Origin of the sequence: Aeromicrobium sp. Root344, assembly GCF_001425755.1 — a bacterium.
GTDB lineage: Bacteria > Actinomycetota > Actinomycetes > Propionibacteriales > Nocardioidaceae > Aeromicrobium.
Genome location: NZ_LMDH01000001.1, coordinates 3,536,852 through 3,550,528 on the forward strand (window position 1 = coordinate 3,536,852; position 13,677 = coordinate 3,550,528).

Annotated in this window: 13 protein-coding genes; 3 read left to right on the forward strand and 10 right to left on the reverse strand. The window is 69.8% G+C overall.

What is annotated here, in order from left to right; genetic code table 11:
* Positions 1-12: 12 nt before the first annotated feature.
* The 10 genes from ASC61_RS17500 to argG all read right to left on the reverse strand — a co-directional run bounded on the left by ASC61_RS17500 (position 13) and on the right by argG (position 10,296).
* Entirely contained in the window at positions 13-573 is a 561-nt protein-coding gene (locus ASC61_RS17500; protein ID WP_056214175.1) for a DNA-3-methyladenine glycosylase, read from the reverse strand.
* On the reverse strand, positions 570-1,493 hold the full coding sequence (locus ASC61_RS17505) for a class I SAM-dependent methyltransferase (protein WP_200935480.1): 924 nt from the start codon (positions 1,491-1,493) through the stop codon (positions 570-572). Before ASC61_RS17505 ends, ASC61_RS17500 begins: the two co-directional genes overlap by 4 nt.
* Before the next feature lie 60 nt (positions 1,494-1,553).
* On the reverse strand, positions 1,554-2,957 hold the full coding sequence (gene argH, locus ASC61_RS17510) for an argininosuccinate lyase (protein ID WP_056214177.1): 1,404 nt from the start codon (positions 2,955-2,957) through the stop codon (positions 1,554-1,556).
* Positions 2,954-3,469, reverse strand: coding sequence for an arginine repressor (locus tag ASC61_RS17515; protein WP_056214181.1), 516 nt, complete (start codon positions 3,467-3,469; stop codon positions 2,954-2,956). The genes argH and ASC61_RS17515 overlap by 4 nt, the downstream gene beginning before the upstream one ends.
* Positions 3,466-4,392 carry an ornithine carbamoyltransferase gene (gene argF / locus ASC61_RS17520; protein ID WP_056214184.1) on the reverse strand — a complete coding sequence of 309 codons (927 nt, stop codon included), beginning with the start codon at positions 4,390-4,392 and terminating at the stop codon, positions 3,466-3,468. Before argF ends, ASC61_RS17515 begins: the two co-directional genes overlap by 4 nt.
* Complete coding sequence (locus ASC61_RS17525) at positions 4,389-5,558, reverse strand: acetylornithine transaminase (protein ID WP_056214186.1); 1,170 nt, start codon at positions 5,556-5,558, stop codon at positions 4,389-4,391. Before ASC61_RS17525 ends, argF begins: the two co-directional genes overlap by 4 nt.
* Positions 5,555-6,547 carry an acetylglutamate kinase gene (argB, locus tag ASC61_RS17530; RefSeq protein WP_056214189.1) on the reverse strand — a complete coding sequence of 331 codons (993 nt, stop codon included), beginning with the start codon at positions 6,545-6,547 and terminating at the stop codon, positions 5,555-5,557. The genes ASC61_RS17525 and argB overlap by 4 nt, the downstream gene beginning before the upstream one ends.
* Positions 6,544-7,695 carry a bifunctional glutamate N-acetyltransferase/amino-acid acetyltransferase ArgJ gene (argJ, locus tag ASC61_RS17535; RefSeq protein ID WP_056214192.1) on the reverse strand — a complete coding sequence of 384 codons (1,152 nt, stop codon included), beginning with the start codon at positions 7,693-7,695 and terminating at the stop codon, positions 6,544-6,546. The genes argB and argJ overlap by 4 nt, the downstream gene beginning before the upstream one ends.
* Positions 7,696-7,780: 85 nt before the next feature.
* Positions 7,781-8,812, reverse strand: coding sequence for an N-acetyl-gamma-glutamyl-phosphate reductase (gene argC, locus ASC61_RS17540; RefSeq protein WP_056214195.1), 1,032 nt, complete (start codon positions 8,810-8,812; stop codon positions 7,781-7,783).
* Between the two features lie 50 nt (positions 8,813-8,862).
* Positions 8,863-10,296: an argininosuccinate synthase gene (argG, locus tag ASC61_RS17545; RefSeq protein ID WP_056214198.1), complete on the reverse strand. Its 1,434-nt coding sequence runs from the start codon at positions 10,294-10,296 to the stop codon at positions 8,863-8,865.
* A gap of 96 nt (positions 10,297-10,392) precedes the next feature.
* Here argG and ASC61_RS17550 point away from each other — a divergent pair, with 96 nt between their 5' ends.
* From ASC61_RS17550 to ASC61_RS17560, 3 genes are all read left to right on the forward strand, one after another.
* Positions 10,393-12,198, forward strand: coding sequence for a DUF2207 domain-containing protein (locus ASC61_RS17550; protein WP_056214201.1), 1,806 nt, complete (start codon positions 10,393-10,395; stop codon positions 12,196-12,198).
* A 36-nt stretch (positions 12,199-12,234) separates the two neighbouring features.
* Entirely contained in the window at positions 12,235-12,789 is a 555-nt protein-coding gene (locus tag ASC61_RS17555) for a LemA family protein (RefSeq protein ID WP_056214204.1), read from the forward strand.
* Positions 12,790-12,867: 78 nt separating this feature from the next.
* Positions 12,868-13,662 carry an NPCBM/NEW2 domain-containing protein gene (locus tag ASC61_RS17560; protein WP_056214207.1) on the forward strand — a complete coding sequence of 265 codons (795 nt, stop codon included), beginning with the start codon at positions 12,868-12,870 and terminating at the stop codon, positions 13,660-13,662.
* Positions 13,663-13,677: the final 15 nt, after the last annotated feature.

Sequence of the window (13,677 nt, forward strand, 5' to 3'; positions counted from 1 at the left end):
GCAGAAAGTTTTCTAGGCCCGTGGGCTGCGGCGGTAGGCCGACACGGTCGGGTCGCCCGTGATCCAGAATCGCCACGGCACGTCCGCAGCCTTGGACACCCCGACGCGCGGCCCGGCGCTGATGTCGGGGGTGCCGGCCGGCGGCTCCCCCAGGCGTACGCCCTCGGGCGTCAGCAGGTCGGTGCCGAGGTCGTCGAGCGTCAGACCGAGTGTTCTCGCGAGGTTGCCGGGTCCGCGGGCGAGGGCGACGTCCTTGACCGCGGGACGGCGACTGCGGGCGACCTCGATCCCGGCGACGACCTCGCCGGCGCGGATCAGCACCGCGGACGCCTCCTCGGTCGGCCCGGTCACGACGTTGGCACAGAAGTGCATGCCGTACGACCGGTAGACGTAGAGCCGCCACGGTGCGCCGTACATGATCTCGGACCGCGGAGTACGCGTGTAGGCGTGCGAGGCCGGGTCGTGGATGCCGCCGTACGCCTCGACCTCGGTGATGCGCACCGCGACGTCGTGACCATGCAGCACGCGGCCCAGAAGCCCGCGGGCGTGCGTGACGACGGCGCTCTCGGTCACGCCGTGAGAGTGCCGAGCGCCTTGTCGAGTGCGGCGCGGCTGACGTTCTTCTTGCGGAGACCGACGAGCTTGGCCCACACCGGCGATGCCATCAGGGTCACCGGGTCGGCCGCGTACGTGCGGCACAGCGTCTCCTCGGGCACGACCTGGGGGTCCGGGGCGAGGCACGCGGCCAGCGCGGCGTCGTAGTTGTCGTCGAGCACCCGGGAGAACGGGTCGAGTCCGAGGACGAGCACCGTGCCGGTCGGCGAGGTGTTGACCGGGATGATCGTCAGGTCGGGCCGGTAGGTCCTCAGGATGTCGGCGACCTTGAACACGTCGCCGGCCCACGCGGCGGTGCGGCGGTCGCGCGCCGCCTCGAGCGAGTTGCGCGGGAGCATGTCGTCGAGCAGCACCACGCCGGCCGGGGACATGTGCTTCTCGACGTTCATGAAGTCACGCAGGGCGAACTCGGCGAGATGCATCCCGTCGATGAACGCGAGGTCGATCGGGACGCCGTCGAAGAACGCGATCGGGTCCGGGCGGGAGAAGAACTCGTCGCTCGTCGTGCGGTGCAGCTGCACCTCGCACTGGATCTCCTTGGTGATCGTGTAGCCGGGATCGACACCGATCGACCGGGTACGCGACAGGCCGAGGCTCGAGCCCGTGAAGACCCCGATCTCGAGGTAGGTCCGGGGCTGCAGCTGCTTGTGCAGCGCGATCAACAGCTGGTGGCGCGACCTCGTGGGCTCGGGGAAGTCGGCGAACGGGTCGGAGGGGACGTACTTCGGCGTGGCCTTCTCCACAGCGCGGGGCGCCTCCGGGTTGAGCCGGCGCGCTGCGGTGCGGCGTGCCTGGCGCTCCCAGCGACGTACGGCGTCCGTGCGCTGCGGTCCGATGACCTTGCGCAGTGTGCTGCCGGCCTTGGTGCGAAGTGCCACGGTCTCCCCCATGTCTGCGGTGCGGTGGGACCACAGTAGCCATGGCCTGCTGAACGTCCGTCAGTCGGTGAGGCGGGCCCGCAGCTCGGCAAGCTGCTCGCTGACCCGAGCCGGAGCCGTGCCGCCGCGCGAGTCGCGTGACGCCAGCGATCCCTCGACCGTGAGCACCTCCCGGACCTGCGGTGTCAGCGCGGGTGAGATCGCCGCGAAGTCCTCGTCGCTGAGGTCCCACAGCTCGATGCCGCGCTGCTCGCACGCCTGGACGCAAGCCCCGGAGATCTCGTGGGCGTCGCGGAACGGCACGCCCTGGCGTACGAGCCACTCGGCGATGTCGGTCGCGAGCGCGAACCCCTGTGGCGCCAGCGATTCCATGCGCTCGGTGTTGAACGTGAGCGTCGCGATCATGCCGGTGAACGCCGGCAGCAGGACCTCGAGCGTGTCGATCGAGTCGAACACCGGCTCCTTGTCCTCCTGCAGGTCGCGGTTGTAGGCCAGGGGCAGCGCCTTGAGCGTCGCGAGCAGGCCGGCGAGGTTGCCGATCAGCCGGCCGGACTTGCCGCGGGCGAGCTCGGCGACGTCAGGGTTCTTCTTCTGCGGCATGATGCTCGACCCCGTGGAGTAGCCGTCGTGCAGCGTGACGAAGCCGAACTCCTTGGTGTTCCAGAGGATGATCTCCTCGGCCAGCCGAGACACGTCGATGCCGATCTGTGCCGTCACGAATGCGAACTCGGCGACGAAGTCGCGCGCTGCGGTGCCGTCGATCGAGTTGGCGGTGGACCCGCTGAAGCCGAGGTCGGCCGCGACCTTCTCGGGGTCGAGGCCCAGGGACGAGCCCGCGAGCGCGCCGGAGCCGTACGGGGAGTCGGCGCCGACCCGTGCGTCCCAGTCGGTGAGCCGGTCGAGGTCGCGGACCAGCGGCCACGCGTGGGCCAGGAGGTGGTGCGCGAGCAGCACGGGCTGAGCGTGCTGGAGGTGCGTACGGCCGGGCATCGCGACGCCCATGTGGCGCTCGGCCTGGGCCGCCAAGGCCTCGGCGAGCTCACGCACGAGCCGGGAGATCGCCTTGGCGTGGTCGCGAAGGTACATCTTGAACAGTGTCGCGACCTGGTCGTTGCGGGAGCGGCCCGCACGCAGGCGGCCGCCGAGCTCCGGGCCGAGACGCTCGAGCAGGCCCCGCTCGAGTGCGGTGTGCACGTCCTCGTCGTCGGGCTGCGCCGTGAAGTCACCCGACTCGACATCCGCTGCCAGCGCGTCGATCCCCGAGATCAGAGCGGTCAGGTCGTCCCGGCTCAACAGCCCGGCAGCCTGCAGGACCATCGCATGGGCGCGGGAGCCGGCCAGGTCGTAGGGGGCGAGGCGCCAGTCGAAGTGCGTCGACCGCGACAGCTCGACGAGCTCGGGCGACGGACCGGAGGCGAATCGGCCACCCCAGAGACTGGTCTTCTCGTCGGGGGTCTCGCTCACGTCGGCTCCTTCGGGGTGGCTGCGGCGACTGCCGCGAATCGTTCTGCGACGGCCTGGCCGCCGTCAGGGTCGCGGCAGATCAGCATGACGGTGTCGTCACCGGCGATCGTGCCGAGCAGGTCGTGCTGGGAGGCGTGGTCGATCGCCGAGGCGAGGTATTGCGCAGCCCCCGGCGGTGTCCTGAGGACCACGAGGTTGGCGGAGCCCTCGGCGGTGACCATCAGCTCGCGGAGGATCTTGGCGAGCCGGGCGTGGCCCGACGCGCTGCCGGTGCCGGGCCGCGGTGTGCGGTCGCCGCCCTCGGCCGGCACGGCATAGACGAGCCCGCCGTCGGGGTGCCTCACACGTACGGCGTCGAGCTCGACGAGGTCGCGGGAGATCGTCGACGGCGTCGCATTGATGCCGTGCGACTCCAGGAGCTCGGCGAGATCGCCCTGCGAGCGCACGAGCTGGTGGCCGAGCAGCTCGACGATCAGCTGCTGACGCGCTGCCTTGGTGGGTGGCACGGTCATGAGCTCGCCTTGTCGAGCAGCCACACGAGGAGGGCCTTTTGCGCATGCAGGCGGTTCTCGGCCTCGTCCCACACGACGCTCTGCGGGCCGTCCAGGACCTCGGACGAGATCTCCAGACCGCGATAGGCCGGCAGACAGTGCAGGACGATCGCGTCGGGCGCGGCCTTGGCGAGGGTCTCGGCGGTGATCGCGAAGTCACCGAACAGCGCGAGGCGCTCTTCCTTCTCGGCCTCCTGCCCCATCGAGATCCACGTGTCGGTGATGACCACGTCGGCGTCGGAGATCGCGGCGGTGGGGTCATCCGTCACCGAGACGGAGCCCCCCGTCGTGCCGGCAATCTTCTCGGCGTCGGCGACGATCGCGGGATCGGGCTGATATCCGGCCGGCGCACCGATGCGTACGTGCATGCCGGCCGTCGCGCCGCCGAGCAGGTAGGAGTGACCCATGTTGTTGGCGCCGTCGCCGAGGTAGGCGACCGTCAGGCCGGCCAGGGCGCCCTTGTGCTCGATCACGGTCTGCCAGTCCGCGAGGATCTGGCACGGGTGGAAGTCGTCGCTGAGGGCGTTGACGACGGGCACGCCGGCGTTGGCGGCCATCTCGTCGAGGCCTGCCTGGGCGTACGTCCGCCAGACGATCGCGCTGGTCATCCGGCCCAGGACGCGAGCGGTGTCGGCGACCGACTCACCGCGCGCACCCTGCGTCGTCGCCTTGTCGATGATCAGCGGGTTGCCACCGAGATCGGCCACACCGACGGCGAACGACACGCGCGTACGGGTCGAGGACTTGTCGAACATCACCGCGACGGTCTGCGGCCCGGCAAGGGGCTTGCGGGCGTACGGGGCGGCCTTGATCTCGGCGGCCAGCGCCAGCACCTCGGCCTGCTCCGCGGGGCTCAGGTCGTCATCGCGCAGGAAGTGCCTCACGGTGTCACCTCGTCCAGGATCTGAGTGAGCGTCGCCACCGCGCCTTCGGCCTGCTCGACCGTGAGGATCAGTGGCGGGGCGAGGCGCAGCCGCGTCGGGGTCGCGTTGTTGATGATGAGGCCGGCGGCAAGCGCAGCCTTCTGCACCTCGGCGGTCACCGGCTCGGTCAGGACGATGCCCACCAGCAGCCCCCGCCCGGTGGTCTCGGCCACCAGCGGGTGCGTCGCCAGTCCGTCGCGGAACGCGTCGCCGATCGTGCGCGCGTTGTCGAGCAGCCCGTCGGACTCGATCGTGGCGATCACCGCGAGCGCAGCAGCCGTCGCCACGGGATTGCCGCCGAACGTCGTGCCGTGGTTGCCGGGCTGCAGCAGCTGGCCCGCGTCGCCGAGGGCGATGCAGGCGCCGATCGGGATGCCGCCGCCGAGACCCTTGGCGACCGTGACCAGGTCGGGCACGATGCCGGACTCCGTGTGCGCGAACCACGCTCCGGTGCGACCGATGCCGGTCTGCACCTCGTCGAGCCACAGCAGCGTGCCGTGCCTGGAAGTGATCTCGCGGGCGGCCTGCATGTAACCCTCGGGCGGCACCACGACGCCGGCCTCGCCCTGGATCGGCTCGAGCAGGACGGCTGCGACGGTGTCGTCGACGGCGGCCTCGAGCGCGGCAGCGTCGCCGTACGGGATCCAGCTGACGTCACCGGGCAGCGGCTCGAAGGGTGCGCGGTAGGCCTCCTTGCTGGTCAGCGCCAGCGCACCCATCGTGCGGCCGTGGAACGAGCCCTCGGCGACGACGATGCGCGTACGACCGGTGCGGCGGGTCGCCTTGAACGCTGCTTCGTTGGCCTCGGTGCCGGAGTTGGTGAAGAACACCCGGCCCGCGTGGCCGACGAGGTCGAGCAGCTTCTCGGCGAGCTCGACCTGCGGCTTGGACGTGAAGAAGTTGGAGATGTGGCCGAGCGTGCCGAGCTGACGGGTCACCGCGTCGAGGATCGCCGGGTGACCGTGGCCGAGGGCGTTGACGGCGATGCCGCCGAGCAGGTCGAGATATTTCGTGCCGTCGGCGTCCCACACGTACGCGCCCTCGCCACGCACCAGCACGCCCTGCGGGGTACCGAACGTGTTCATGACCGCGCCCTGATAGCGCTCGGTCCAGTCGCTGACGGTCATGCCTTCTTCTCTCCTTGGGCCTTGTCCTTCGTGACGCTGGTGGCGTAGAGCGCCGTGCGGATGCGGGTCTCGGCGCCGGGAACGACCTGGGTGCCCACGCCCTCGTCGGTGAAGATCTCGAGGAGCACGGCATGCGGCTCGCGACCGTCGATCACCGTGGCGCGGCGTACGCCTTCCTGGACCGCCTTGAGGCACGCCGTCATCTTGGGGATCATGCCGGTCGACAGCTCGGGAATGATCTCGGCGAGCGACTCGGGGCTGATCTCACCGATGACGTCGGAGCTGTTGGGCCAGTCGGCGTAGAGGCCCTCGACGTCCGTCAGGACGAGCAGCTTCTCGGCGTCGAGTGCGACCGCGAGCGCAGCGGCGGCGGTGTCGGCGTTGACGTTGTGGACCTGGCCGTCGGCGTCCGGCGCGACGGTCGACACGACCGGGATGCGGCCCGCGTCGATCAGGTCCTGCACAGCCTCGGGACGTACGCCGACGACCTCGCCGACCAGGCCGATGTCGGTCTCGACGCCGTCGATGACCGGCATGGCCTTCTCGGCCGTGAACAGTCCACCGTCCTCGCCGGACAGGCCGACAGCGAGGTCACCGTGCTGGTTGAGCAGCCCGACGAGCTCCCGGCCGACCTGGCCCGTGAGCACCATGCGGACGACGTCCATCGTCTCCGGCGTGGTGACGCGCAGCCCGCCGCGGAACTCCGACTCGATGCCGAGCTTGTCGAGCATCGCGCTGATCTGGGGCCCGCCACCGTGCACGACGACGGGCTTGAAGCCTGCGAGCCGCAGGAACACGATGTCCTCGGCGAAGGCGTGCTTGAGCGCGTCGTCGGTCATGGCGTTGCCGCCGTACTTCACCACGACGACCTTGCCGTGGTACTTCTTCAGCCACGGCAGGGCCTGGGCGAGTGTGGCGGCCTTGTCGGTCGCCTTCTTCCAATCCTCGGGCTGCCACTCGTCGAGAGTGCTGTCTGTCGCGTCGCTCATGAGCTGTAGGCCGAGTTCTCGTGGACGTATGCCTGGGTGAGGTCGTTGGTCCAGATGGTGCCCGTCGCCGAGCCTGACTTGAGATCGATCGTGACCGAGACCGCGCGCTCGGCGAGGTCGATCGCGTCGGGCGACTCCCCCGGCCCGCTCTTGCGGCACACCCACACACCGTTGAGCGCGACGTCGAGATCAGCGGGGTCGAACGCCGCCTGCGTCGTGCCGACCGAGGCGAGGATGCGGCCCCAGTTGGGGTCCTTGCCGTAGATCGCGCACTTGAACAGGTTGCTGCGGGCCACGGAGCGGCCCACCTCGAGGGCGTCGTCGACAGTGGCCGCGTTGACGACCTCGATCGCGATCTCGTGGTCGGCGCCCTCGGCGTCGGCCAGCAGCTGTATGGCCAGGTCCCTGCACACCGACGTGACGGCATCGGTGAACGCGTCGACGTCGGGCGTCACGCCGGAGGCGCCGCTCGCCATCAGCAGCACGGTGTCGTTGGTGGACTGGCAGCCGTCGGAGTCGAGCCGGTCGAACGTCTGCGCGGTGGCAGCGCGCAAAGCCTGGTCGGCGGTGGCCGGGTCGACGTCGGCGTCGGTGGTGATGACGACGAGCATCGTCGCGAGCGCAGGCGCCAGCATGCCGGCGCCCTTGGCCATGCCGCCGACCGTCCAGCCGTCGCCCTGGGCCACGGCCTCCTTGGCGACGGTGTCGGTCGTCATGATCGCGGTCGCGGCGGCATGCCCGCCGTCGGCGCTCAGCCCGGCGACTGCCGAGCGTACGCCTGACAGCAGGGCGTCACGGTCGTTGAGCAGGCCGATCAGCCCGGTCGAGCACACCTGGACGTCGATCGCGCCGACTCCGAGCTTCTCGGCGACGGCCTCAGCAGTCTGGTGCGTCGTGGCGAAGCCTTCGGGCCCGGTGTAGCAGTTGGCGCCTCCGGAGTTGATCGCCACCGCGACGGCGGAGCCGCCCTTGATGGCCTCCTCGCTCCACAGCACCGGGTTGGCCTTGCAGCGGTTGCTCGTGTAGACGGCGGCCGCCGTCCTGGAAGGCCCGGTGTTGACCACGACGGCGACGTCGGGCGCACCCGTCGACTTGAGGCCGGCGGGCACGCCGGCAGCGGTGAACCCCTTGGCTGCAGTCACGCTCATGCCGGGGCCCCCGCGGAAGCGTGGCCGCCGATGGACGGGTCGTGAAGGGCGCCGAGGGAAGCGGTCACGGTTTCGTGGGGAAGGCTCACGGAGCCACTCCGATCGTGGTGAGGCCCGTCGTCTCGGGCAGTCCCAGCGCGATGTTCATCGACTGGATGGCGCCGCCGGCGGTGCCCTTGGCGAGGTTGTCCATGGCACCGATCGCGATGACCTTGCGGGCACGCGGGTCGAGCGTCGCCTGGACGTGCAGCATGTTGGCACCCAGCACGGCCTTGGTCTGCGGCCAGTGGCCCTCAGACAGCACGTGGATGAACGGCTCGTCGGCGTACGCCTTGACGTACGCGGCCCGCACGTCGTCGGCGGTGACCCCGTCGAGCGCCGGCGCGGACACCGTCGCGAGGATGCCGCGGGACATCGGGGCCAGGATCGGTGTGAACGAGACGATCGGGCGGGTGCCGGAGACGAGCTCGAGGTTCTGCTCGATCTCCGGGGTGTGGCGGTGCACCCCACCGACGCCGTACGCGCTGGCCTGGCCCATCATCTCCGAGCCGAGCAGGTGTGGCTTGAGCGACTTGCCTGCGCCCGAAGCGCCGGTGGGCGCGACGACCGTGATGTCGGGCGCGATCAGGCCCGCGGCGAGTGCCGGCATGATCGTGAGTGTCGACGCGGTCGGGAAGCATCCCGGCACCGCGATCCGCTTGGCGCCGGCGAGGACGTCACGCTGACCGGGCAGCTCGGGCAGGCCATAGGGCCAGGTGCCGGCGTGGTCGCCGCCGTAGAACGTCTCCCAGTCGTCGGCGCTCTGCAGGCGGAAGTCGGCGCCGCAGTCGATGACGAGCGTGTCGTCGCCCAGCTGCGCGGCGATCGCCGCCGAGGTGCCGTGCGGCAGTCCGAGGAACACGACATCGTGCCCGGCGAGGACCTCCGCGGTCGTCGGTTCGAGCACGCGGTCGGCGAGCGGCACCAGGTGGGGCTGGTGCTCCCCCAGCGTGCTGCCCGCGCTGGACGCGGCGGTCAGGGCACCGATCTCGACGTCGGGGTGCGCGAGCAGCGTGCGCAGGACCTCGCCGCCGACGTACCCGCTGGCGCCGGCGACGGCTGCGGTGATCGTGGTCATCTCTCCACCTTTGCAGAGTTGTGGTCGTACGGTCAGGGGTCGTCCGGCGCTCAATCGGCGCCGAGCTCCATCGCAGCGGCGTCGAGCGCCAGCTCCTCGTCGGTGTCGACAGCGGGGTTGGCCTCGATGCGCGTCGCACCGCCTGCGGGCAGGTCGCCGAACAGCGTGCCGTTCTCGACGAGCACCTGCCCCTGGTCGAGCGGCTGGGCCGCATAGCGCTCGAGCATCGCGCGGGAGTCGGCGATGTCGAGGTTGCGCATCGTCAGCTGGCCGATGCGGTCGGTCGGGCCGAACACGGCGTTCTCGGTGCGCTCCATCGACAGCTTCTCGGGGTGGTAGGAGAACGTCGAGCCCTGGGTGTCGAGGATCGTGTAGTCCTCGCCCCGGCGCAGCCGCAGCGTGACGTCGCCGTCGACGACCGACGCGATCCAGCGCTGCACGGACTCCCGCAGCATCATGGCCTGCGGATCGAGCCAGCGGCCCTCGTACATCAACCGGCCGAGACGGCGGCCGTGCTGGTGGAAGTTGGCAATCGTGTCCTCGTTGTGGATCGCGTTGACGAGCCGCTCGTACGTGATATGCAGCAACGCCATGCCCGGCGCCTCGTAGATGCCGCGGCTCTTGGCCTCGATGATGCGGTTCTCGATCTGGTCGGACATGCCGAGTCCGTGGCGGCCGCCGATCGTGTTGGCCTCGTGGACCAGCGCGACGGGGTCACCGCCGAAGGTCTCGCCGTTGATCGCGACGGGACGGCCGGCCTTGAACGACACCGTGACGTCCTCGGTCGCGATCTCGACCTCGGGATCCCAGAACTTGACGCCCATGATCGGTTCGACGGACTCCAGCGACGTGTCGAGGTGCTCGAGCGTCTTGGCCTCGTGTGTCGCGCCCCAGATGTTGGCGTCGGTCGAGTAGGCCTTCTCCTGGCTGTCCCGATAGGGCAGGTCGCGCTCGGTGAGCCACTGGCTCATCTCCTTGCGGCCACCCAGCTCGTGCACGAAGTCGGCGTCGAGCCACGGCTTGTAGATGCGCAGCTCGGGGTTGGCCAGCAGGCCGTAGCGGTAGAACCGCTCGATGTCGTTGCCCTTGAACGTCGACCCGTCGCCCCAGATGTCGACGCCGTCCTCGTGCATCGCGCGTACGAGGAGGGTGCCCGTGACGGCGCGGCCGAGCGGCGTGGTGTTGAAGTACGTACGACCGCCGGACCTGATGTGGAACGCCCCGCACGCGAGCGCGGCCAGGCCCTCCTCCACGAGGGGACGCTTGCAGTCGATCGAGCGCGCCAGCTCGGCGCCGTACTGCATCGCGCGTCCCGGGATGCCGGCGATGTCGGGCTCGTCGTACTGGCCGATGTCAGCGGTGTAGGTGCACGGGATCGCGCCCTTGTCGCGCATCCACGCGACGGCGACGGAGGTGTCGAGGCCACCGGAGAACGCGATTCCGACGCGTTCGCCGACGGGCAGGGAGGTGAGGACTTTGGACATGTCTCACATTCTTGCACACCTCTGCAATTTCTTGCACTCGGGGTGGCGGGTCGGTTTCTCCTGAGCCGAGCCTGCTTCGCCCCTAGGATGCAAGCCATGCGGATCCTCCTGCGCGCACTGGCACTCATCGTGACCGCAGGCGTGCTGTTCATCCCAGCCCTCGCAGCCCTCGTCCCCACCGACGCCACGACCACCGGACCCGATCCCGTACGCATCACGGACTACACCGCCGACTACGTCGTGACGGCCAAGGGCGATCTGGTGGCGAAGGAGCAGATCACCACCGAGTTCCCCGGCGGCCGGCACGGCATCTTCCGGTTCTGGGACGTCACCGATCCCTCCGACAAGCAGGTGCGCCTCGAGCCCGAGGACGTCAAGGTCCAGCTCGATGGCGGCAGCGTCCCGTTCGACCTGCAATGGCAGAAGGGCCGGCACTTCCGGGTGGCCAAGATCGGCGACCCCGACTCCTTGGTCAGTCCCGGCGCGCACGTCTACACGATCACCTACCGGATCGCCGGCGCGCTGGCGCCCAGCACGGCCGGCCCCGGCACGTTCGCGTCCTCGAGCTGGACCGACAAGCAGCCCGCCGAGTCGGTCTTCTACTGGAACGTCGTCGCACAGGGCTGGCAGATGGACATCGACAAGTCCACGGTCCACATCACCCTCCCGGCGAAGTCCGGCAAGGTGCAGTGCACGTCGAGCTTCGACGGCACGGGCACGTGCGACATCGCCGGCGCCGGCACGGACCAGGTGACCATCACCACCGGCCACCTCTCCCCCCGCACCCCGGTGACCGTACGCATCGGGCTGCCGGTCAAGACCCCCGACCGGGTCACCGTGCCGTGGCCGGTCACCGTCGACCGCGCACTCGGCACCAGCACGACTGCGCTCGGCGTCGTGGTGGCGATCGCCGTGGGTCTGATGCTCGCCGGCTACTACCTGGACCGCCGAGCGCGCGAGGACGAACCCGGCACCCCCGTGATGTACGAACCGCCGCCAGGACTCGGCCCGGTGCAGACGGCGTACGTCACGACCGAGTCCGTCCCCAGTCGTGGCCTTGTGGCGACCTTGCTCTACCAAGCCGAGCAGGGGCTCACGACGCTGACCGACAACGGCAGCAAGTCGTGGACCGTCACCGGCGTCGGCGACGCCGACGCGTGGGCCAAGACCGATGACGTCACGCGGTTCGTCGGCGAGTCACTCGGTGTCACGCAGCTGGGCGCGCACTTCAAGTCGAGTCCCGATTCGGTGACGTCCGGGCAGAAGCTCCAGTCGGTCCGCAACGCCCTCCCCGCCCAGACCAGCGCCTGGGCCGACGGCATCGGGGCGCAGCGACGGGTCGGTTCGGAGACCCTCGCAAGGCTCGGAGTGGGTGCCGCGGCACTGCTCTTCCTGGTCGCAGCCATCTTCTTCCATCCCCCGGTCTCGATGTATCTCCTGCCGATCGCAGGATTCGTCATCGGCGGGATCGGTCTGATGGCGCCCGGGGTCGGCCGCCGACGTACGACCTTGGGCCGCGACCTGTGGTCGCGCGCTGGCGGGTTCAAGCGACTCCTGTCGACCAGCTCGGCCCAGGACCGCTTCGACTTCAGCGGCAAGAAGGACCTCTACACGGCGTTCATCCCGTATGCCGTGGCGTTCGACTGCGCCGACCGCTGGGCTCGCAAGTACCAGCTCGCCACGGGCTCGGAGCCGCCCGTGCCGACCTGGTACGGCGGTGGGTCGACCACGACGAGCCACGGCTTCTTCGGCAGCAACGACGCCTTCTCCGGATTTGAATCCTCGCTGGCCTCCTCGATCAGCGCCTACTCGGCCACGCAGTCGTCGTCATCCTCGGGTGGCGGCGGAGGCGGCGGTGGCGGAGGGGGCGGCGGTGGAGGCGGCGGTGGCGGTTCCTGGTAGCCCCGCTCGACTCACTTCACCCCACGAGGAGAACTCATGCTCTGGATCATCCTGGCCGTCGTCGCCGTGCTCGTGCTGTTCACGATCTACGCCTTCAACCGGCTGCGGCGCGTCGACATCGGTGCGCAGGAGGCGCTCGGCGGGATCGACGTGCAGCTGACGCGGCGCGCCGACCTCATCCCCAACCTCGTCAACACCGTCAAGGGCTACGCCCAGCACGAGAAGGGCGTGTTCGAGGCGGTCACCGAGGCGCGCGCCGGTGCGGCAGCCGCGGCCAAGGGTGGCTCGGTGCAGGAGAAGGCCGCCGCCCAGGCCAAGCTCGACAAGGCGATCATCGACGTGCTGGCGGTCGCGGAGGCCTACCCCGACCTCAAGGCCTCGGCCAACTTCCAGTCGCTGCAGGCCGAGCTCGCCGACACGGAGAACAAGATCTCGTTCGCCCGCCAGTACTACAACGACGCCGTCGCCGAGCTCAACGGCCTGGTGCGGACGATCCCGTGGCTGCTGTTCACCGGGATCGCCGGCGTGCACGCGCGGGAGTTCTACGAGGCGCCCGAGGGCCAGGCGACCCCGCCAGCCGTCACGTTCTGACGCCTGAGCCACAACTTTTCGGGGCCGCGCGGCATCTCCATCGGCAGTTGGGTCATTCGACCCCCGAAGGAGCACCTCATGCGCACGTTCATCGCTCTTCTCAGCGCGATCGCCCTCGCGATCGTCCCCGCGGCCCTGCTGTCCGAGGCCCAGGCAGCCAGCCGGTACTCCGTCAGTCTCCACGTGTCGAAGACCGAGATCGCCCACGGCACGTCCGTCGTGTTCTCCGGCAAGGTCTCCCCCGCAGCCAAGGGCTCGACCGTCAGCATCCAGTACTTCGACGTCGACCAGGGCGGGAACCGCTGGCGGACCATCGACCACGCGACCGTCAAGTCCGACGGCACGTACGCCAGGTCGATCGTGGCGCGCGACGGCAGCACGAGCTATCGGGTCTTCAAGTTCGCCGGCTCCGGCCTGTCGAGCGGCGCCAGCCCGAGCGTCCTCATCCGGGCCTACAGCTGGCAGACGATGTACTTCTCCGACCTGATCCGGTACGGCGAGCAGTACGTCGACCAGTACGGGCCGCAGACCGTCGCAGGTGTCCCGGTCGAGCACTACTGGGCGACCACCTCGACCGCCGCCGGCGCATCCCGCTGGAGCACCACCGGCACCTGCAAGCGACTGCGCGCCGACGTCGGTCTCGACGACCGGTCCGACGCCGGAGCCGACTCACAGTTCCGGATCCACGCCGACGCCGACGTGGTCTACAGCCTGCGGGTCAAGAAGGGCACGATCGTGCCAGTCGATCTGCCCCTCGATCGCGCCAACACGATCAGCGTCAAGTTCAGCGCCGAGGCGCGCAACGACCTGGTCCCGGTGTACGTCGTGGCCGCCAACCCGCGGATGTACTGCGCGTTCCCCGAGGACGACTGACCTGATCGCCTCGCT